This window comes from Syntrophus sp. (in: bacteria), assembly GCF_040768185.1.
GTDB classification, from domain to species: Bacteria; Desulfobacterota; Syntrophia; order Syntrophales; family Syntrophaceae; genus Syntrophus; species Syntrophus buswellii.
This window is the reverse complement of sequence record NZ_JAXGNC010000008.1, coordinates 84,534-105,274: the sequence shown is the minus strand read 5'-3', so window position 1 is coordinate 105,274 and position 20,741 is coordinate 84,534. Positions and strand designations below refer to the sequence as shown.

Annotated in this window: 21 protein-coding genes and 1 tRNA gene; 15 read left to right on the top strand and 7 right to left on the bottom strand. The window is 56.7% G+C overall.

Going from position 1 to position 20,741, the window contains the following annotated elements; genetic code table 11:
* The first annotated feature begins 324 nt into the window (after positions 1–324).
* The 6 genes from AB3175_RS09600 to AB3175_RS09575 are packed head-to-tail and all read left to right on the top strand — an operon-like array spanning position 325 to position 5,469.
* Positions 325–1,173, top strand: a complete 849-nt coding sequence (locus tag AB3175_RS09600; RefSeq protein WP_367360719.1) for an MlaE family ABC transporter permease — start codon at positions 325–327, stop codon at positions 1,171–1,173.
* Positions 1,174–1,178: 5 nt separating this feature from the next.
* The gene (locus AB3175_RS09595) at positions 1,179–2,423 is read left to right on the top strand and encodes an ABC transporter ATP-binding protein (RefSeq protein WP_367360718.1); all 1,245 of its coding nucleotides are present in this window, start codon (positions 1,179–1,181) and stop codon (positions 2,421–2,423) included.
* Positions 2,424–2,427: 4 nt separating this feature from the next.
* Complete coding sequence (gene mlaD / locus AB3175_RS09590) at positions 2,428–2,898, top strand: outer membrane lipid asymmetry maintenance protein MlaD (RefSeq protein WP_367360717.1); 471 nt, start codon at positions 2,428–2,430, stop codon at positions 2,896–2,898.
* A gap of 20 nt (positions 2,899–2,918) precedes the next feature.
* Positions 2,919–3,518 (top strand): phospholipid-binding protein MlaC, encoded by a 600-nt coding sequence (locus AB3175_RS09585; protein ID WP_367360716.1) that lies wholly within the window; start codon positions 2,919–2,921, stop codon positions 3,516–3,518.
* Positions 3,519–3,550: 32 nt separating this feature from the next.
* Entirely contained in the window at positions 3,551–4,615 is a 1,065-nt protein-coding gene (locus AB3175_RS09580) for an MlaA family lipoprotein (RefSeq protein WP_367360715.1), read from the top strand.
* 44 nt (positions 4,616–4,659) lie between these two features.
* The gene (locus AB3175_RS09575; protein ID WP_367360714.1) at positions 4,660–5,469 is read left to right on the top strand and encodes a hypothetical protein; all 810 of its coding nucleotides are present in this window, start codon (positions 4,660–4,662) and stop codon (positions 5,467–5,469) included.
* Here AB3175_RS09575 and AB3175_RS09570 read toward each other — a convergent pair.
* The 6 genes from AB3175_RS09570 to AB3175_RS09545 all read right to left on the bottom strand — a co-directional run bounded on the left by AB3175_RS09570 (position 5,466) and on the right by AB3175_RS09545 (position 13,097).
* Positions 5,466–5,834 carry a DUF3135 domain-containing protein gene (locus tag AB3175_RS09570; RefSeq protein WP_367360713.1) on the bottom strand — a complete coding sequence of 123 codons (369 nt, stop codon included), beginning with the start codon at positions 5,832–5,834 and terminating at the stop codon, positions 5,466–5,468. The two genes, AB3175_RS09575 and AB3175_RS09570, sit on opposite strands and share 4 nt — an antisense overlap.
* 461 nt (positions 5,835–6,295) lie before the next feature.
* Entirely contained in the window at positions 6,296–6,682 is a 387-nt protein-coding gene (locus tag AB3175_RS09565; protein WP_367360712.1) for a hypothetical protein, read from the bottom strand.
* Positions 6,683–7,221: 539 nt separating this feature from the next.
* Positions 7,222–8,754, bottom strand: a complete 1,533-nt coding sequence (locus AB3175_RS09560; protein ID WP_367360711.1) for an ATP-binding protein — start codon at positions 8,752–8,754, stop codon at positions 7,222–7,224.
* Positions 8,755–8,765: 11 nt separating this feature from the next.
* Complete coding sequence (gene rimO, locus AB3175_RS09555) at positions 8,766–10,130, bottom strand: 30S ribosomal protein S12 methylthiotransferase RimO (protein ID WP_367360710.1); 1,365 nt, start codon at positions 10,128–10,130, stop codon at positions 8,766–8,768.
* A complete protein-coding gene (locus tag AB3175_RS09550; RefSeq protein WP_367360709.1) occupies positions 10,127–12,334 on the bottom strand; it encodes a DNA translocase FtsK in 2,208 nt (735 codons plus the stop codon). The genes rimO and AB3175_RS09550 overlap by 4 nt, the downstream gene beginning before the upstream one ends.
* Before the next feature lies 1 nt (position 12,335).
* Positions 12,336–13,097: a lysophospholipid acyltransferase family protein gene (locus AB3175_RS09545; protein WP_367360708.1), complete on the bottom strand. Its 762-nt coding sequence runs from the start codon at positions 13,095–13,097 to the stop codon at positions 12,336–12,338.
* A gap of 211 nt (positions 13,098–13,308) precedes the next feature.
* On the opposite strand from AB3175_RS09545, the gene rfaE1 reads away from it, so the two are divergent.
* The 8 genes from rfaE1 to AB3175_RS09505 all read left to right on the top strand — a co-directional run bounded on the left by rfaE1 (position 13,309) and on the right by AB3175_RS09505 (position 19,816).
* Entirely contained in the window at positions 13,309–14,307 is a 999-nt protein-coding gene (gene rfaE1 / locus AB3175_RS09540; protein ID WP_367360707.1) for a D-glycero-beta-D-manno-heptose-7-phosphate kinase, read from the top strand.
* Positions 14,304–14,837 carry a DUF4416 family protein gene (locus tag AB3175_RS09535; protein ID WP_367360706.1) on the top strand — a complete coding sequence of 178 codons (534 nt, stop codon included), beginning with the start codon at positions 14,304–14,306 and terminating at the stop codon, positions 14,835–14,837. Before rfaE1 ends, AB3175_RS09535 begins: the two co-directional genes overlap by 4 nt.
* 55 nt (positions 14,838–14,892) lie before the next feature.
* Positions 14,893–15,777, top strand: a complete 885-nt coding sequence (locus AB3175_RS09530) for a YicC/YloC family endoribonuclease (protein WP_367360705.1) — start codon at positions 14,893–14,895, stop codon at positions 15,775–15,777.
* Positions 15,770–16,402, top strand: a complete 633-nt coding sequence (gene gmk, locus AB3175_RS09525; protein WP_367360704.1) for a guanylate kinase — start codon at positions 15,770–15,772, stop codon at positions 16,400–16,402. Before AB3175_RS09530 ends, gmk begins: the two co-directional genes overlap by 8 nt.
* Before the next feature lie 36 nt (positions 16,403–16,438).
* Positions 16,439–16,714 (top strand): DNA-directed RNA polymerase subunit omega, encoded by a 276-nt coding sequence (gene rpoZ, locus AB3175_RS09520; protein WP_367360703.1) that lies wholly within the window; start codon positions 16,439–16,441, stop codon positions 16,712–16,714.
* The gene (gene pyrF / locus AB3175_RS09515) at positions 16,704–17,447 is read left to right on the top strand and encodes an orotidine-5'-phosphate decarboxylase (protein ID WP_367360702.1); all 744 of its coding nucleotides are present in this window, start codon (positions 16,704–16,706) and stop codon (positions 17,445–17,447) included. Before rpoZ ends, pyrF begins: the two co-directional genes overlap by 11 nt.
* Before the next feature lie 159 nt (positions 17,448–17,606).
* Positions 17,607–18,359 carry a 23S rRNA (guanosine(2251)-2'-O)-methyltransferase RlmB gene (gene rlmB / locus AB3175_RS09510; RefSeq protein WP_367360701.1) on the top strand — a complete coding sequence of 251 codons (753 nt, stop codon included), beginning with the start codon at positions 17,607–17,609 and terminating at the stop codon, positions 18,357–18,359.
* Positions 18,360–18,604: 245 nt separating this feature from the next.
* Positions 18,605–19,816 carry a type II secretion system F family protein gene (locus AB3175_RS09505; protein ID WP_367360700.1) on the top strand — a complete coding sequence of 404 codons (1,212 nt, stop codon included), beginning with the start codon at positions 18,605–18,607 and terminating at the stop codon, positions 19,814–19,816.
* Between the two features lie 3 nt (positions 19,817–19,819).
* Here AB3175_RS09505 and AB3175_RS09500 read toward each other — a convergent pair.
* Positions 19,820–19,896 (bottom strand) — tRNA-Pro (locus tag AB3175_RS09500).
* Between the two features lie 236 nt (positions 19,897–20,132).
* Between AB3175_RS09500 and AB3175_RS09495 the strand changes: the two genes are divergently transcribed.
* Positions 20,133–20,549 (top strand): DUF1178 family protein, encoded by a 417-nt coding sequence (locus AB3175_RS09495; RefSeq protein ID WP_367360699.1) that lies wholly within the window; start codon positions 20,133–20,135, stop codon positions 20,547–20,549.
* The last annotated feature ends 192 nt before the right edge of the window (positions 20,550–20,741 follow it).

The window sequence follows — 20,741 nt, the reverse complement described above, 5'->3', positions numbered from 1 at the left end:
ACGATTTCCAGTTGATCAAGGGCGCATGAAAATTGCAATTTTCACATCGCTCTCGGAGAAGATGTCTCTCCTTACGGATTGAACGCGCCCCCTGACGATGTGACACAGCGAAGAGAGATGGGCCGCATCGGACAGGCCGTCTCATTCCAAGGGGTCGATCCTTCATCCCAATGGGTTGAATTTAATGAATCCTTTGTGAAACAGGGAAGCTCTGCTTGACTTGTTCCGCCGGGAGCTGATAATAAGATCCGGTTTAATGATGTATGGAACGGATGTTGGACAGGGGAAGTCGTCAAAGAGTCCAACCGGATAGAGGCTTGATGTATGACGCTGTCTGCGAAGATACAGAAATCTTTTGAGAATGGGGAACCGCGGCGGCCGGGCAGGCTGCTGACCCTGCCCTTTGCGCTGCTGGGCAGTACGGCGCTTAACTGGGTAAACCATGCAGGCGCTGCCGTGATCTTTCTGCTGCTGGCCATCATGAGGATCCCCCGTGCCCGCCAACTGGAGAAGGTGATTCAGCAGGTCTATTACATCGGGGCGAGATCCATGATGATCATCATGCTGGTCGGCCTTTTTACCGGCATGGTCCTGGGCCTTCAATCCTACCACGCCCTGGTCAAGGTCGGTGCGGAAGGGGCCCTAGGCACCCTCGTCGCCCTGTCGCTGATCCGGGAATTGGGACCCGTCCTGACCGCCATCATGATCACGGCCAGGGCCGGATCCGCCATTACCGCGGAAATCGGAATCCAGCGAATCTCCGAGCAGATTGACGCCCTCGACACCATGCACATCGATCCGCTGAGATACCTCGTCAGCCCGAGGATTGCAGCGGCCATTATCAGCTTTCCCATTCTGACCACCCTTTTTGACCTGATCGGCATTCTGGGCAGTTACGTTTCCGGTGTCTGGATCATGGGCGCCAACGCCGGCACCTATTTTTATCGCGTGCAGTCCAGTGTGGAGATGAAGGATGTGACCGATGGGTTCGTCAAGGCGTTCGTCTTTGCGGTCATTGTCGCCACGGTCTGCTGCTATCAGGGCTATTTTGCCCATATGCGTTCGGAGAGCCGCGGGGCGAAAGCCGTCGGTCTGGCAACGACCTCGGCCGTCGTCCTCTCCTGTGTGCTGATCCTGGTATCGGATTATGTGGTTACCTCCCTTCTGCTCTGAGGTTGATGATGGATAATCCACTGATCGAATTTCGGGACGTGACGAAGCGTTTCGGATCCCTCACCGTCCTGGAAAAGGTCAATCTGAAAATTTATGAGGGGGAGGTCACGACCATCATCGGTTTGAGCGGTGGCGGCAAGAGCGTCCTTCTCAAGCATATCATCGGTCTGCTTCAACCGGATGAAGGGAGCATCCTGTTCCGGGGGCAGCCCCTGGACCAGATGAGCAAAAAGGAACGGTATGCCGCTCTGGGCCGGATGAGCTACATGTTTCAGGACAACGCGCTCTTTGATTCCATGACCGTCTATGACAATATCGCTCTGCCCCTTCGGGAAACGACGAGGCTCAAAAAAGCGGAAATCGACCGCAGGGTCAGGGCCCGGATCGAGCAGACGGAGCTGATCGACGCGATGTACAAATATCCCTCCGAACTTTCCGGGGGCATGCAGAAGCGGGCGGCCCTGGCGCGGGCCCTGGTCATCGATCCCCAGATCGTCCTCTTCGATGAACCGACGTCCGGACAGGACCCGGTGCGGAAAAATGCCATCCTGAGCATGATCGCCCAGTATCAGAGAAAATTCGGGTTTACCGCGGTCCTGGTCAGCCACGAGATTCCCGACGTCTACTTCATCTCCAATCGAATCCTGGCCCTGTACAACCGGACCATTGTCTTTCAGGGAACCGTTGAGGAGCTGGAGGATTTTGACCATCCCTTCAAGGATGAGGTCATACGCAGTCTTGAGGGCCTGCAGCAGGAACTGACGGGGCTGCGCTCCAAGCGGCAGTTCAAGATTCAGTATCATGCAAGCATGAAAGGGGGCGCTCTGGGGGAAAGCTTCACCATCATCATCTTTACCCTGGAGGGGCTGGATTCCGTCATCAGCAACCTGGGACACGATGCGGCACAGAAGGCGATCCACAGCACCGGGCTGTTCATCGATAAGCACTTTGGTCCCATCGGCGGTTTTTCCACCCGGGTCAATGCTCAACAGTTCGTGACCATGCTCCCCTATTCGGATCAGACCGAAGCGGATGCCCTCATGGTTGATTTTATTAATGAATTCCAGGAAGAAGGGATCCGGGGCATCCAGGGCGAGGCCGTCGGCAAAATGGGTGATGGGTGTGTTGAACTGGTTGTTCTTGCCGGAATGGCCCAGGGCAACCTGCTGGAAAAAATTGAGTCTGTCATTGAGTGCGCAAGAGACCGGCAGAAAGAAATCGGCCGCATAACGTGCGACACGCAGGAGTAAAGCCATGAAAAAATATGCCATGGAAACGACCGTGGGTATCTTTATTGTTTTCGGATTGATTCTGATCGGTTACATGACCGTGAAGCTCGGGCATGTCTCCCTGTTCGGCGATGACACCTATAGGCTTATTGCCCGCTTTACCTCCGTCTCCGGTTTGAGGGCCGGCAGCACCGTGGATATGATGGGCATCGAAATCGGCAGGGTGGAAAGGCTTTTCATAGACCAGAAGGACCTGAGAGCGGTTGTGGAGATGAAGATCAAAAAGGACATCAAGATTTATGACGATGCCATCGCTTCGATTAAGACGGAGGGATTGATCGGAGACAAGTATCTCAGCATCGATCCGGGAGGAGGGGGCGAACTCCTGCGCCCGGGTGGGGCGATCATTGAGACGCATCCGGCATTGGATATCGAAAGCCTCATCGGCAAATATGCCTTCGGTGAGATCAAAAAAGAGACAGACAGCGCTGAATAGGAGACAGAAAAGGATTCGCCATGAAAAAACACCTCGGAATTGCAATCGTTTTATGGTTTGTACTTTCGCTGTTGCCGTCGCCGGCCTGTGCCGGTGCGGCCACGGACACGCTGAAGATTCATGTCAACAAGGTGCTTGAAATTCTAAAGGATCCGGCGCTTAAGCCGGCATCGGCCAAGGAGGTCAAAAAGGATAAGCTCCGAGCCATTTACGTCCTCATGTTCGATGAAGTGGAGCTGTCCAGGCGGGCCCTGGCCAGGAACTGGAACAGCCTCAACGCCGCTCAGCGCGAGGAGTTCGTTCACCTCTTCCGGCAGGTGCTTGAAAAAACCTACGCGGACAGGATTCTCGCCTATGCCAACGAGAATGTTATTTTTGACAGGGAAACCATGCTTTCGGACAACCAGGCCGAAGTGACAACGAGAATTCTGTCATCCTCAAAGACGATTCCGTTCACATACCGCATGATCCGGAAGGGGAATACCTGGAAAGTCTATGACGTCGTTGTGGAAAACGTCAGCCTGATCCAGAATTACCGTACGCAGTTCAATGAAATACTGGCAAAAAACACCCCGGAACAGATGCTTCAGACCCTGAGGAAAAAGGTAAAAGAAACGTAGTCTCCAGAGCACAGGAAAAGGGGATCCCGGCCATGAAACATTTCTGTTTGACCGTTCTTTTTCTCGTTCTTCTTGCAGGCGTTGGTGCTCCGCGTGCCGACGCCTCGTCTGCCGTGGCGACCTCAGCCTCGGCGCCGATTCTTCTCCCGAGTGCGGGCAACTCGAACCAGCTTGAGCCGGCTTCGCAGGAACCTCCGGCAAGAGAGTCAAAGCCTGATCCGGGAAGCGTCGAAAGCCCTGCAATGGCCGAACCCTCAGCCGCTGAGCCTGAGAGCAGGGCGGTGCCGGCAGGGAGTGCGCCGGAAAGCGTCGCTCCGGGGACGTCCCCGGAGCTTCCGGAGGAGGAAAAGAGGAATTGGCATACCGATGATCTGGAGTCGGACTATGTTCCGGAGGAAGAGGGAGAAGCGCCGGTAACCCTCTATGACCCTCTGGAGCCTTTCAACCGGGCCATGTACCATGTTAACGACAAGCTCTACTTCTGGCTGCTCAAGCCTGTATCTCAGACTTATGGCGAGGTTGTTCCCGAGCCCGCGAGAATCAGCGTCCGGAATTTTTTCTCAAATCTCGCCTTTCCAGTCCGGTTTCTCAGCTGCCTGCTTCAGGCCGATTTCAGCGGCGCCGTCAAGGAATCGGGACGTTTTGTTGTGAACACCCTGTGGGGAGTTGGTGGACTTCTGGATCCCTCATCGAAAAACGAACTGGATCTTCCCAAACAGAATGTCGATCTGGGACAGACCCTGGGGATTTACGGCCTGGGGCCCGGCTTCTACATCGTCTGGCCGGTCCTGGGACCGTCCAGCCTCCGGGATACGGTTGACATTGCCGGAAGGCATTTCCTTTCCCCCGTCTCCTATCTGAATCCCTGGTATGCCCCCATGACGGTGAGGGGATACGAGGCGGTCAACGATACCTCCTTGAGGATTGGTGATTATGAGGCGCTCAAGGGGGCGGCGATCGACCCCTATCTCTCCATCCGGGATGCCTTTGCCCAGTACCGGAAGCAGAAAATTGAAGCGCGGAAAAAACATCTGACGAAACAGCTCCCGTCCGGAGAGGGAAAAATGCCCGTGAGCGTCGGCAGCGGGATTGAATAAGAGCAACCCTGACAAGGGATGATGCAGAGGTTCCGGAGGTCTCAATGGCGAAACTACTGATGAAATTTCTAGGGATGTCCCTTCTGTTGGTCCTTTTTTCTGTCCCGGGAACTGCTGCCGCGGGCGGCCTGTTCGGCCCCCCGCAGTCGCTTTCAAGGGAGAAAGGCGGATTGAACACGACCGTTGGGTTTGACTATCATGAGGATAAATTCGAGGGTAACGGGACCTGCGTATTCCGGCAGAACCGGGTATATTCGCAGGTGGCCTATGGCGGCGCCCGCCACCTCTGGGAAGTTTACGGGAGAATCGGGATCGCCGATCTGGAGATCGAAGATGGTTTCCGTTCCAGGATAAATACGACCACCTCTTCTCCCGATGATTTCGAGGAAAATGAAACGCCTTTCGGTGCCCTGGGGGCCAAGGTCTTCCTTCCCCTGGGAGGGGCTTTCGGCATCGGCGCTTTTCTTCAGGGTTCCTTCTTCTTCGGCGATTTCGGAGACGAGGTCAGGGGGCATTGGAATGGCGCCCCCTACAAGGCGGAACTCAACGTCAGGGATCTGTGGGAGATCACGTCGGGGATCAGCGTATCAGCCACCGCCGCCCGCGGGATCATCCTGTATGCCGGTCCCTTCATCCATTACTCGGAAGCCCGTGTGACCTCCTCCCGCCATGTTTCTGGAATCCCGTTGCTGGAAGAAGACGCCACTATGAAGAATAAAACGGAGATCGGCGGTTATGGAGGAATTTCCGTGCCCCTGGGCAGGGGGTTTCATCTTAACGCGGAAGGCCGATATTCGGAGAGGTTTTCGGCCGGCGTCGCCGTAACCTACACCTACCAGAACGGCGGGCTCTAAGAATCCGGCTCATCATCGAAGGCGCTGTAGTTTCTCTCCAGGCTCTTCAGGCATTCATTGAACTGCAGGATGCCGGGCTCCCAGTTGTTGTGAAAATTGTCCCAGAACAATGTCTGGGCCAGCACGAACCGATTGTGGGCTGATCCGGCGTGCTTCATTTTCGTTTCGAAGGAAGCCTGCAGAGCTCGCAGCCGCTGGCGCAGATCTTCATCCTCGACACTGCTGAAAAACTCATCGAGAAGCCGCTTGCGCTCCCGTTCAAAGGCCAGGCGGTCTTCTTTAAAAAGCCTGGCCATCCGCGCGTGACGCTTCTCCGATTCCTCTCTTCGCTTTTCACTCTCTTCTTCCCACTGGGGCTGGTTCATGGGAGCCTCCTCATTGTTTAGCCTCAGAACTCGCATCACGAGGATGGTGGCGTTTCTTTTGAACCGAATATGCCCTGAATGCCCGAGGAGGGCAATACCTGGAATTCCTTATTTTGGTCTAAGAATTAGGTGGAAATTGGAGGGGGCTATCCAATCACCGTAATCTTGAATATCCGGTCATTCTGTGAGTTCCTTTCACATTTCAGGTTGCAGGATCATCCTTGAAATTTCAAAGATCATGAAGGAACTTTCAAGGGTTGGTATGGGAGTATGTAAAGGGAGACGAAACAGGTGCGGGTGCGTCACCAATCGTTGCACAGTGACTACAAGGGGAGACAGGGAGGGGTTGCACAGACCAGCCGCACGCAGAGCCTGTCGTCTTTTGAAGTCGTCCGTTCCAGAGCTACGCCTGCCACTGCCAGTTCTTAATATTCTTCATTTTATTGTTTCGGTGCCATTGGCTATGCGGATGTTGATATCCTGGATGACATCGCATATGTTTGCTTCAAATGCCACAGGGCAGTTTGGCCGCGCCCCTCTTGATAGACCAGACCGTCTGCTTCAAGCTCTTTCATGATCCGATAGACCTGCTGGCGGCCCAAGTCTGTGAAGCTCCTGATGTCGGAATTGCGGAGAGGACGATCCTTAAGCAAGGACCGGATGAGGACCTTGATCGCTTCCAGATCCAATCTTCGCGTCATGTTATAGGCCACCCCTTCATTGAGAATGGCGGCTGCCTTACGGGAAAGTCGATAGGTTGTCCCTTTCCCTGTTCCGCACTTGTCCGGACCGCGCTGATCTTCATAGAGAATCTTCAGGGCCATGAGGTTGTCGCCGAAAATGAGCATGTTTCGCCAGCCATCCGGAAAGGGATTGTCCGTATTGAAGGTGCGTACCTCCTGGAGGGGGCCGGCCAGGGTTTCCGCAATGACGTCTTCCCGCGTTTTTTCTCTGAGTAAACAAGCTGATCAATCTTCGTCAACGCCACATAATCCCTGACCTCCAAGGGAAAGAGCCGGGACTTGTAGATTTCAGGAAGGGGTTTTCCTTACTGGAGGAGTCGAATGATGGTTTCTCTATCGTTTTCAGTGGGTATGGGCATGCTTTCAAAAATCCTGTTTTCGGGTGTTGGTCCAACGGGGCAGATTTAAAGAAAAAGGGGTTGAAAGACCCCGCTCCCCTGATTCAGAAGATCCTGTCGTGTCGGGATTTGATAAATTCAACCCAACGAATAAATTGCTTCCCGATGGCCTCGATCATGATGATATCCAATCCTATTGGAAGATCTTCTCTTTTATATCAAAAGATTTGCGGTAAAGCGTTTTACACCTCACCCAATTTCCGAAATCGGATGATTAGGGAATTTCACCGGACGATTATCGGATGATTACGCCCGTTCTCCTGTAAGAACATAGCGGATTGAACGCCCACGCCCTCTCCTTTCGATGATGTGCAGGTCAAGAAGCAACTGGATATCGCGATAGGCTGTATCACGCACCACGTTGAACGTGTCCCGGATCCACTTATTGGTGACGCTGCCGCCCTCTTGGATCTGCATCACAATTCTTCGCTGTCGCTCATTGAGCCGGGCTTCCATGGCGGGAGTAATGAAGCCCGGCGCATCGGTAGGCGGCCTCAGGCGGTCGTAGTTGCCGGCCGGTCCGGGCAGTGTGACCACGAAAAAGCCGTCCTGCTGATCGAGAACGGGCGGATCGAGGCCGTGGTTGAGCATGGCGTCGCGCATGCGGGCGAAGCCCGTTCCCCGCTGCTCCATTTTATCCAGGATGCAGAGGCCCTGGGCGATCAGGGGATTCCTCGAACAGGGGCGGTAGTTGCCTTTTCGCAATTTGGCCAGGGTGATCGGTTTGAGCGGGTAGCCGGGGCTGGCGATCTCGATGCGGTTGCTGAAGAGGCGGACGAAGACTTTGCGCGAAGCGTCCTCGTAGTTGCGGTGGGCAACGGCGTTCAGGAGGGCTTCCCGGATGGCCGCCTGTGGATACTCATTGAGGCGGATGCTGTTGAGGCCGACCACGCGCCGGGGATGGAAGGTGTGAGCGTCGATGAAGGCAAGGATCTCTTCCAGGGCATGGGGAAGCGGGGCGTTTACGTTCAGCTGACCTTTGGGTCGGCCCGAGATGCGCGTATCGTCGTAGGCATCGACGAGGATTTCGCATTGGGGAAAACGAAAGGCGGGATGTTCGCCGAAAAGAACGAGTGCCGCTGCGCTGGCGCAGAATGCGGCCGGATGATCGCAGCGGAGCAGGAGACCCCGGGCATGGAGCACCTCGGCGGCAGACCATGTTTCGTGGATATCGCCGGGAATCCGGCCCTTGAATTCCTCGATCAGCCGCTGATCGAGTTCGCTGACCGGCACATCCCTCAGCATGGCTGTCTCGAAGGACGAGGCCGCTTCAATCAGGTGTTCGCTTTCGTTTTGCTCGGCGCTGGTGGCCTGAATCCCGAATTGTTCGGCCAGGGTGCGCAGGAGCGCCCGGAGCATTTCCGGCTTGAGGTCTTCCCGATCATGAAATCTCTTGTAGGTGTGGCCGGCCTTTTTGATCTCTTCGATGAAGGCCCGCGTCTCCGGCAAGCGGCCTTCATCGGTCATCCCCTTGAGAAAAATCAGGGAGGGAAGCTTGAGCTCCCGGGCGAGGCGGTATTCGTGGTGGGTGGCCGAAAGGCCCCCGTCCGGTCGACCGTACTCCGTTCCGACGAGGAGCACGTAAACGGAGCATTCGCGAAGCCTGTCGAGATAGGGCATGGAAGCGGGGCGGAAAGAGGCAGGCTCCCGTTCAAATAGGATCGGGCTGCAATGCTGCATCAGAAAGGGGTCCGTGGCAATGAGGCCTGAGACGGCGGCCCGCTCCAGTTCGAGCTCCTTCTGGACAGAACTGATGAAGATGCGCTTTTTATCAGGCATGTCGGCCCTCTTCAATACGGCGATCCAACAGGCTCTGCAAAGAGATCGTAGTCGTCTGCCGCAACGATCCGGCAGGGGACGAGGGAGCCGGGCGGAAGGGCCTGGTTTCCGCCTTTTACATAGGTCACCCCGTCGATTTCCGGGGCCTGGCGGCGGCAGCGCCCCACGAAGGGATAGTCGGGATGGCCACTCGGGCCTTCAATGAGCACCTCCTGGAGGGAGCCCACGAGGGTCGAATTGATCTCGTTGGAAATGACCGCCTGCTCCTCCATGAGCAGATTGCGCCGGGCCTTTTTGGTCCGCTCCGAGACCTGGCGGGGCAGCTTGTCCGCAGGCGTCCCCTCTTCCGGGGAATAGGGAAAGACCCCGAGATGATCAAAGCGGATCTCCTGGACAAACGCCAGGAGGCGGTTGAATTGAGCCGGTGTCTCTCCGGGGAAACCCACGATGAGTGAGGTCCGCAGGGCGAGGCCTGGGATGACCTCCCGGGCGCGGCTCAGCCTCTTCCGGATCCGGCGGCTGTCGCCTTGGCGCTTCATGGCCTTGAGAACGGCGTCGTCGATGTGCTGGATCGGGACATCCAGGTAGGGGCAGATCCGGTCATGCTCCGCGATGACCGCGAAGAGTTCGTCCGCCAGGCCGGATGGATAGGTGTAGAGAAGGCGGATCCAGGCCAGGCCCTCCAGGGCGGCCAGTTCCCGGAGGAGAAGGGCCAGGGTGGGCCTTCCGGGCAGGTCGCGGCCGTAGGCGGTGGTGTCCTGGGCGATCAGGATCAGTTCCCGGATGCCGCGATCGGCCAGGCCTTGCGCCTCCTCGAGGAGATCATCGACGGGCCGGCTGCGGGCCTTTCCCCGGATCTCGGGGATGACGCAGTAGGCGCAGCGATGCGAACAGCCCTCGGCGATTTTGAGGTAGGCGCTGAAGGTCGGCGCGGAAAGGAGGCGGGGATGGCCGGCATTCATGAGGAAGAGGGGCGGGGTCACCACGGCGCGGTTTGCCTGCGCATCGAGTTGCCCGTCTCGCAGCTTCCGGAGATGATCGGCGATGTTCGGCACTTCCGATATCCCCAGAAAGAGGTCCACCTCGGGGATCTCCGCCGCCAGCTCCACGCCGTAGCGCTGGGGCAGGCAGCCGGTAACGATGAGATGCCTGCAGTTCCCCTGCCTTTTCCATTCGGCGAGCCGGAAGATTTCATCGATGGATTCCTCCCGGGCCGGCAGGATGAAGGCGCAGGTGTTGAGAAGCACGATTTCGGCCTCTTCCGGCGTGGAGACGATCCGGCAACCGGCCTGGGCCAGCAGGGCGGCCATCACCTCCGAATCCACGAGATTTTTCGGGCAGCCGAGGTTGACGACGTGAACGGTGCTTTCTATCATCGCGGCAGCTTCCCGACCAGGACTTTCCGGGGTTTCGCGCCGTCGGAAGGCCCGACGATGCCCTCCGACTCCATCCGTTCGATGAGGCGGGCGGCCCGGTTGTAGCCGATCTTCATGTAGCGCTGGACGAGGGAAATGGAGGCCTGTCCCAGGTCCGTCACCAGTTCCACGGCCTCGTCATACTTTTCGTCAACGTCCTCATTCCCCTTTTCCCCCTCCCGCATATCCGAGTCCGCTTCGTAGCGGGAAATGGATTCGTCGTAGGTGGGCTGTGCCTGCGTCTTGATGTATTCCGTGATGCGTTCGATCTCCCGGTCGGAGACGAAGGCCCCGTGAATCCGCGAGATCTTGGCGGTTCCGGGGGGCAGGAAGAGCATGTCGCCGGATCCCAGCAGGCTTTCCGCGCCCTGCTGATCCAGGATGGTGCGGGAATCCACCTTGGAGGAGACCTGGAAGGAGATGCGCGTGGGGAAGTTGGCCTTGATCAGGCCGGTGATGACATCCACCGAGGGGCGCTGGGTCGCCAGCATGAGGTGGATGCCCGCCGCCCGGGCCATCTGGGCCAGCCGGGTCAGGGAGTCCTCTACATTCTTCTGGGCGACCATCATGAGGTCCGCCAGCTCGTCGATGATAATGACGATATAGGGCAGTTTGGAAGGCAATGCACTCTGCGGCGCTCCTTCGGAGGAGGGCGCCAGTCCGGGCAGGGGCTGCTGCGGCGCGGCCGTCGCAAGGGCCTTGTTGTAGGAATCGATGTTCTTCACGCCCGACGCGGCGATCAGCTGATAGCGCCGCTCCATCTCCTCCACGGCCCACTTGAGGACCTGGGCGGCCTTCTTGGGGTTCACCACCACGGGGTGGAGGAGATGAGGGATCCCTTCATAGGAAGAGAGTTCCAGCCGCTTGGGATCGATCATGAGGAACTTGACATCCTCGGGCGCGGCTTTGAGCAGGATGCTGCAGATCATGGCATTGAGGGAAACGCTCTTCCCCGATCCGGTGGTCCCGGCGATGAGGAGATGGGGCATGCGGGTCAGGTCCGCGACCATGGGGTTGCCGACGATATCCTTGCCCAGGGCGATGGGAAGGACGAGGCGGGATTCGCGGAACGTCTCGCTGTCCAGGACCTCCCGGAGATAGACGGTTTCCCTGTTGCCGTTGGGGATTTCAATGCCGACGGCGGCCTTGCCGGGGATCGGGGCCATGATCCGGATGCTGGGCGCTTTCAGGGCCAGGGCGAGGTCATCGGAAAGGGTGGTGATCCGGTTGATCTTGACTCCCGGCGCCGGCTCCAGCTCGTAGAGGGTGACGACGGGTCCGGGCTGAACCTCCACGACCTTCCCCACCACGCCGAAATCGGCCAGGGTCTTTTCAACGGTGCGGGAGTTGGCCAGCAGGGAGTCCTTCCTGACCTTCGCGTCCCTGCGCTCCTTGTAGTCCAGCAGGGTAAGGGGCGGCAGCGTATACCCTCCTCCACGCCGCACAACGGGGACGAGGGGGGGCGGTTCCGGCGGGTTGGCCTTTTCCCCGGCCGGCGGGGCCGCCGGCTTCCGGGTATGAATGCGGGGGATCTTTTCCTTCCTTTCCGGGAGGATGGCTCTTCCCCTGCGGAACAGGGACATCAGGGCCGGCCCGCCCGCCGCCAGATTCGCCTTCAGGAGGCTTCCCAGGGACAGCAGGGAGAACCGGAACAGGATCATCAGGGAGACAGTCAGGACAAACAGGAGCAGGAGCGCTGTGCCGGCGGAGCCAAGGGAGGAAGAAAGCAGTCCTGTCAGCGCCTTTCCCAGCAGACCGCCGGGCTGATCCTGCACGTCGTGGAGGCTCAGCGCCGGAGCCAGAAGAGAAAGGAGCCCGGAGGAAGAAAGCATCAATCCGGAAAATCCAATGAAGATTTTTTTGCCTGTCCTGAAATCCGGCCGGACAAAATACAGAATGGAGAGGGTCAGCAATCCGGCGGGCAGGAGGAAAACGCTCATCCCGAAGAACCACAGAAGGGCATAGGAAAGGTGAGCGCCGAACCGGCCGATGAGGTTATGGACCGGTCCCCCCGGCGGGACGTAATGGCCGATGGATGGGTCCTGCGGGGAATAGGAAAAAAGGCACAGCAGCAGGAACAGGGCCGCCGTCAGGCTGATGACGCCGGGAATCTCGTGCCTCCATGAAGAACGGGAAGGCGGATGGTTTGAAGATTTCGTTTCCACCTCAAACTCCCTTTTTTATTCCGGTGTGGTGAGCGGCCGAACCGGGCTTGGGAGGGGATGAATCGTTCCGGTAATTTTCAACAATGGTATTACGCACCTCGTCGATGAGCTGGTGGCGCGTTTCAATGGAATAGTTCGCCGCGTCGATCGGCTTGTCAAAAATCAGCTTCACGCCGCCCGGAGTGATCTTCAGAGAGCGTTTCCGCATGATGGCCCCGCTTCCGATGATCGTTACCGGGACGACAGGTACGCCGGCCGAGATCGCCAGATGAAAGACCCCCTGTTTGAAAGGCTGGATCGTCCCATCGCCGCTTCTCGTCCCTTCGGGGAAGGTCATGACGGAACGGCCCCTTCGAATGATCTGGGCGGCATTCTCCAGGCTTCTCAGGGCGCTGTCATGATTTCTCCGGTCAATGGGAATGTATCCCGCATTGCGCATGGCGGTGCCGAAAAGGGGAATGCTGAAGAGCTCCTGCTTGGCGATCCAGCGGAACTGAACGGGAATGCAGGCCAGGGCCACCAGGGTATCGATGTCGCTCTGGTGATTGGCGGCAAAGATCTGGGGTCTGTCCAGGAGGACATGGCGCAGGCCGGATATTTCCACGGGTATCGAGGAGAGGGCCAGCAGCATCCTGGCCCAGAGCTGCGCCAGTCTGTGGATGCGGTTCTCGCCCGCGCCAAGGAGGGAGAAGGCCACCGCCCAGAAAGAGAAAAAAGCGGTAATGGACACACCCACAAAAATTAGGAGAATCGACCGGATCATGAACGCGTTTCCCAGAGTAAACCTGTTTATTATTCTAAGCATTTCCCTCTACTTGATAATTCATGTGAAGTCAATCAGGAATAGACCGGCAAAACCGGGAGCGGGATTTCAGGGCAAGAAATGATTTGACAAACATGCCTCATGGTACTAGCATCGGTCGCCCTCAAAGGAATAAAATTCGCTTGAAAATCTAATATTTGATAAATCTGATATGAAAAAAGTTCTGGACAGGAAGAGAGCGCGGGAAATTGTTGAACGTTTCTCCGAGGCCCGCGTGCTGGTTGTCGGAGATGTCATGGTGGATCATTTTATCCGGGGGAGGGTCGCCCGGATTTCTCCCGAGGCGCCGGTTCCCGTTGTGGATGTTTCCGGGGACCGTCTCCTTCTCGGCGGTTGCGCCAATGTCATCAATAATATCTATGCCATGGGAGGAAGGGTATACGGCGCCGGGATCGTCGGCGAGGATGCCATGGCCGAGCGGATCCGGGAAGAGTTCCGCGGGAGGAACATTGATCCGGCGGGGCTGGTGGTCGAAACGGGGCGCCCGACGACCCTGAAGACAAGGATTATTGCCCACGGACAGCAGGTGGTCCGGTTCGATCGGGAGAGCCGGCAGACGGCGGATGCGGAGAGCATTGAAAAACTGCTTGCCTATGCCCGGACGCTACGGGGAGAACTGGGAGCCATCGTGGTTTCCGATTACGGCAAAGGGGTTGTCACCAGGGAGCTGATGACGGGCCTTCTTGAGGTCGTGGCCGGAACGGATATCGTGGTCTGCGCCGATCCCAAGAGAAACGACCTGTCCCTGTATTCGGGGGTGGACATCATAACCCCCAATCATCATGAAGCGGGCAGGGCCGTCGGCGTGGATGCGCCGACAGGGGATGAGCTTGTCCGGGTCGGAAAGGAACTGCTGTCCCGCTACAATTTCCGGTCCCTGCTGATCACGCGGGGAGAGGAAGGGATGAGCCTTTTTGAAAGAGACGGGCAAGGGGGGGGAATTCTGCATACCCTTTTCCCGACGGAAGCCCGGGAGGTGTTTGACGTCACCGGCGCGGGGGATACGGTGATCGGTGTCTTCGCCCTGTGCATGGCTTCGGGGGCCAGCTTCCGGGAAGCGGCGGCGATCTCCAACTGCGCCGCGGGCATCGTCGTCGGCAAGGTGGGAACGGCAACGGTGACCCGCCAGGAGTTGAAAAAGGTCCTATGAGCCGGCCTCGCGAAGCTGAAGCGGTCAAGCTGATCATGAGTCTGTTTGCCGTGGATCGGGACGTACTGCGCGACATTCTGGCCTGCGTGATCGAAACTTACGGGGAGACGGACTTCATCAGCGGCCTGCTTCCCTTCGACTATACGTCTTACTATGCCGAGGAGATGGGGTCTTCGCTGCTGAGGCGGTTTGTGTCCTTCGAGCGCCTCATCCCCCCGGAAAGCCTTCCCGATATCAAGAACCGGACCAATTCCCTGGAGGACCGGTTTGCGGTGGCCGGAAAGAGGACGGTCAATATTGATCCCGGCTACATTGCCAAGGCCCATCTGATTCTGGCCACGGGCAAGGGGTATACCCATCGGCCCTATCTCCGGGACGGGATTTACGCGGACTTGACCCTGATGTACAGTCATAAAACCTTTTCAACACTTCCCTGGACGTATCCCGATTACGCGGAAAAATCCTCGATTGAAATGTTCAACAAGATCCGCGCCAGGTATGTCGAGCAGTTGAAGAGCCGGAAGGGCTGAAACAGACGCAGCCTGCCGTGCGTGGAAGGAATTTTAAGGAATAGGGGAACAAGACATGATCAGCAGTATGACCGGTTATGGACGGGCGGAATCCACGGATAACACAAGAAAGATCGTGGTTGAGATGAGGTCGCTCAATCACCGATACCTGGAGGTGTCCCTTCGCCTCCCAAACCTTTTCCTCCCGATGGAGATGGAGATCAAAAGAAAGGTCGGCGAGCACTTTTCCCGCGGCCGGATTGATGTGTCCATCAAGATGGATGCCGACAATGGAGGGGAGGGTGAAAACCGATATTCCCTCAACCTGCCCTTGTTGAAAAATTATTTTTCTCTGCTGGTTGAGATGAAAAATGAATTGAATCTTGCGGATGAGATTACCCTGGAGCTGTTGTCGCGCTTCAAGGACGTGATGACCCCCGTGGAGGCGATCCCCGATTTGCAGGCCTGCTGGGGAAAGGTGGAGCCGGTCTTTTATGAAGCGCTGGCGGAGCTGAAGGCTATGCGGAAGACGGAAGGAGACATCCTCTATCGGGATCTCGTGGACCGGATTGGCTATATCCGCACATCTCTCGACGGGATCGTCCAGAGAACGCCGGTGCTCCTCGAGGAATATCACGCCCGCCTGGTAGCCCGCGTTCAGGAATTGACCAAGGGGCTGGTCGTCGATGAGGCGCGCCTGGCCCAGGAAGTGGCGGTCATGGCGGAGCGGAGCGATATTACGGAAGAAACCGTCCGTTTCCGCAGCCATCTCGAACAATTTGAGGCCATGATGAACAGCGCGGAGGCCGTGGGAAGGAAAATTGACTTTCTCATCCAGGAAATGGGCAGGGAGATCAATACAATCGGTTCCAAGAGCAGCGACGCCCAAATTTCCCGGCGGGTGATCGAGATCAAGAGTGAACTGGCGAAATTGAGAGAGCAGGTGCAGAATATTGAATAAGTCCGATGGGAGACCCAGGGGAATCTTTCTCGTCCTGTCCGCTCCCTCCGGTGCGGGCAAGACGTCTATCCGCCGAAAATTTTTCGAACGGCATCCCGAGGTTCAATTTTCCGTTTCCTATACCACCAGGAAACCCAGACCGGGAGAAGTTGACGGAAAGGACTACTTCTACATTTCCGAGGCGGAATTCCGGGAACGGATCGAGCAGGGTGAATTTGCCGAATGGGAGGAGAATTACGGTCACTGTTACGGGACATCCGGGAAAATGATGGACCGCTTTTTGGATCAGGGTCGGGATATGCTCCTGGATATCGAAATGAGGGGGGCAAAGACATTGAAAAAGAATTACTCCGGTGGTATCTATGTCTTCGTTTTGCCTCCCTCTTTGGCTGAGTTGAAGTCGAGGCTGCAAAACAGGGGAGAATCGGACGCCGAAATAAAGAAACGCCTGGGCCAGGTCCTTCAGGAAATAGAAGAGGCGCTCGGGTATGATTATGTCATCTTTAATGATTCACTGGATCGGGCGGTCGACTCTCTTCAGGCGATTTATCTGGCTGAAAAAAGCCGGACGGAAAGAAGAATAAAACAGATTCAGGACATCCTCGATGAGGAAAAAGAGGATTAACACAGGGAATATATTTTTCAGGGAGGCCTGTTCAGCATGGCAAGAATAACTGTTGAAGACGCTCTGCAAGTTACCGGGAACCGCTTCGCCCTGGTTCTGCTGGCGGTGAAACGATCCAAGCAGCTTTTGAAAGGTTCGCAACCATTAACCAATACACGCAACAACCGGGAGATTGTCGCTGCGCTCCGGGAAATTGCCGATAACAAGATTTATTTTTCCCACCCGGAATATCTCATGGGGGCCAAGGAAGATTTTAAGCTCATCGTTGATGATACGACAGAATTTATCGGTGACGAAGACTATGTCGAATAAGGCGGCGCGGGAAAAGCTCATCTTTGCCTTGGACATGGGAAGGGGATTCGACGAGGCCATGTCCTGGGTCCGGCTTCTCACGGGGCATGTCGGGCTGTTCAAGGTCGGCAAGGAGGCCTTCACCCGTTTCGGCCCCAGGCTCGTCGAGGAGATCCAGAAGGCGGGGTCACGGGTTTTTCTGGATCTCAAGTTCCATGACATCCCCAATACGGTTGCCAGAGCCGCTGAAGGCGCCGTGGAGATGGGGGTGGCCATGTTCAATGTCCATGCGCTGGGCGGGATGAGCATGATGGCAGAGACCGCGAAGGCCGTGCGGGAGACGGCGCGGAAGCGGGAGCTTCCCGAGCCGGTCGTTCTCGGGGTGACGGTCCTGACCAGCCTGAACGACGACGATCTCAGGGCCCTGGGCTTCTCCTGCTCAACGGCGGAGCTGGTTCTGAGGCTGGCGCGCATGGCCCGGGACGCCGGTCTTTCCGGGGTCGTTGCATCGGCGCAGGACGTCGAGGCGATCCGGAAGGCATGCGGCGAGGGCTTTGCCATCGTAACGCCGGGGATTCGCGGATCGGCCAGGGTGGCCGGAGATGATCAGAAGCGCGTCCTCACCGCTGAAGAGGCCATCCGGCGGGGCTCGGATTACCTGGTCGTCGGTCGGCCGATTCAGACGGCGGAAGACCCCGTGGCTGCTGCGGATGAACTCTGCAGAGAGATCGCCCGGGGGCTGACGGCGGGATAAGTTCCCCTCAGATTGGAGGGGTTTTCCCGGTGGCGGATCTCCACGGCCGCCCCGCATCAGGCTTGATGTCCGCCGGCGGTTCTCTATCGCCCTGGCGGGATTATTCGGGGTCTTGTTCGAGATGGGCCTCACGTACGTACCGGATCGGCAGGGATGTCCATGGAAGTCATTTATGGCGTCAATCCTTTGAAGGAGGCGCTGATCAGCGGCCGCGGGGGCGTGGAGAAAATCGTTTTGGCCCGGGGTCGGACCGAAGCGGCGATCCGCGAGATTCGAATCCTGGCCGCTCAACAGGGTGTGCCTGTTGAGGTCCGGGAGCGGTCGCACCTGGATGAACTGACCGGGAAGGCTTCTCACCAGGGCGTACTCGGCATATGCAGGGCTTATCACTACCAGGACCTGGATGCGGTGATCGCCAATCGGCATCCGTCCTGCCTGTACGATCTGGTGCTCATTCTGGACGGGATCACAGATCCCCACAATCTGGGTGCCCTTATCCGAACGGCGCACTGTTTCGGCGCCAACGGGGTCATCCTTCCCGAGCATCGTGCGGCTTCCGTGACAGCCACCGTTATTAAAACCTCCGCAGGGGCTGTCCGCCATCTCCCGGTGGCCCGTGTCGCCAATATGGCCCGTGCCCTTGATGAACTCAAAACGCGGGGCTTCTGGATTTTCGGAGCTGACGCGCAGGCCTCCCAATCCGTATCGGCCCCGGATTATTCGGGGGCCGTAGGTCTGGTCATGGGGGCTGAAGGTAAGGGGATGCGGCCCCTCATCCGGAAGAAGTGCGATTTCCTCATCTCCATCCCGATGCTTGGGAAAATCGATTCGCTCAATGTATCCGTCTCAGCGGGGATTGTATTGCATGAAATCCGGCGGAAACAATCCCGCCATCCTGCAGGACAGCGGTAACAATCCCCTTCCCTGATCAAACCACTTCTTTTCATCGGCCCTCTTCTCGGCTTCCCAACCCGATTTTGCCTGTGACCGCGTCGGCTCCGCCCGCCGAATCGATCTCATGTTGGAACAGGGTGCAAGCCGGGACGACAACAGGGAACGTTTCTTGAAATAAAATTTCTTCCAATGCCTTTTGCTATCTGGAAGAGTTGCCACGTTTTTTTTTCACGGAGCGTCCTGAATAAGAAGGAGTTGTCGTCATGACGGAGTTAGTATGGGAAGCAACCACCCGCAGAGGTGAGGTCAAGAAAGGTGAAATGAAGATTGCCGATGAAGCGGCGTTGAAAAGGCTGCTACGGAGGCAGGGATATCGGTCGATATCGATCAGGAAAAAGCCCAAGGACCTTCTTGAATATCTGCCGTTTCTTCAACAGAAAGTCAAAGAGAAGCAGGTTGTCGTTTTTGCCCGTATCTTTTCGACGATGATCGACTCCGGCCTTCCCCTGATTCAATGTCTTGATCTTCTGGGGCAGCAGGAAACCAACAAAACCTTCGCCAAGGTCATCACGGCCATCAAGGAAGATATTGAAGGTGGAGCTTCTTTGACGGATGCGCTGAAAAAATACCCTCAGATTTTTGACGAACTCTTTGTCAATCTCATTGCAGCCGGAGAAAGCGGCGGCATTCTGGATGTCATCCTGGGAAGACTTTCCACCTATATGGAAAAAGCCATGAAACTCAAACGCAAGGTCAAGGGAGCCATGACGTACCCGATCAGCGTCCTGGTAATCTCCATCGGCGTGGTGACGCTGCTGCTTCTGAAGGTGATTCCCGTATTCCAGAAAATGTTTGCCGATATGGGTGGTGCCCTGCCGGCGCCGACTCAGTTCCTGGTCAATTGCAGCGAATTCATGCAGCACTATTTCGTTTATATGGTTGCGGCGGTCATTGCCGCGATTTTCGCCTTCAAGCAGTTTTACAGAACCGAACAGGGGAATGTTCTTGTGGACCGGGCGCTTCTGAAGCTGCCCGTTTTCGGACCGCTCCTTAAAAAGGTAGCCGTGGCCAAATTCACCCGGACCCTTTCCACAATGATGAGCAGCGGCGTTCCCATTCTCGACGGCCTGGCCATTGTGAGCAGAACGTCCGGAAACAAGATCGTCGAGGAGGCGCTGATGAACACGCGGCGCAGTATCAGTGAAGGGAAAACGATCGCAGAACCCCTTGAAGCATCGGGGCTGTTTCCTCCCATGGTTGTTCAGATGATCGCGGTAGGGGAGCACACCGGCGCGTTGGATGCCATGCTGGCTAAAATCGCTGATTTTTATGATGATGAAGTGGACGCGGCGGTAAGTGCCATGACCGCGCTCCTGGAACCTTTCATGATGGTGTTTCTGGGGGGTGTTGTCGGCGGAATGATCATCGCCATGTATCTGCCGATCTTCCAGATGGCTTCCGTGGTGGGCGGATAAAAATGGTCGGGATGGCGCGATTTGAACGCGCGACTCCTGCGTCCCGAACGCAGTGCCCTACCAAGCTGGGCCACATCCCGACAGGGGGATGTTCATATAAAATTTATCCGGAAATGTCCATCTTTATTTGCATGATCCAAAATAAAATATTTCCCTGCACCTTTGAAAAACCGCTGTCGAATGGCGTAAATTGAAGACTTTTTCACCAGATCCTGCTGGAAGATACCTGTTGTCCGACCCGTCGTGCTGCTGCTCTATTGTTTTTTGACTGTTAACATGGTATTGAAGAGGAAAGATAATTAAAGAGGTAGTATTCTTGATTATTTATGATCTGAAATGTGAAAAAGGACACACATTCGAGGGGTGGTTCAAGGACCGGAAGGCCTTCGAGAAACAGAAGGAGCAGAAGATGATTGCCTGTCCGGTTTGTGGAAGCTTTGAAGCCCGGGAACTCCCTTCTTCGCCGAAGATCGTGACGCGACACTCAGGAAGGGATTCCGAAAAGAACTCCCCCAAGGCCCATCGGCCAAGCGTGCTGCAGAAATTTCACGAATACATCAATAAACACTTCGAGGATGTCGGCGAGCGTTTTGCGGAAGTGGCCTTGAACATCTTTCACGGCAAGGAGGATCCGAGAAACATCAAGGGGACTACGACGAAGCGGGAAGAGGATGCGTTGAAGGACGAAGGCGTGAAATTTATTAAGGTTCCCCTTCCCAAGCTGGACAGCTGATTCCAGGTCCCCGTCGGAGAGAAGATCACAGCGAACAATGCGCCGGGGTCGACACCCGGAAGCCGGCAGGCCGCCGTTATTTCATTAAATGAAGATCACACCCGAACAGAACTTTCACAAAGGCAAAGTCCAGAGCCATCATTAATATTTTCACCCCCGCGTCCTGACAGATGACACCCACGGATCGTCCCT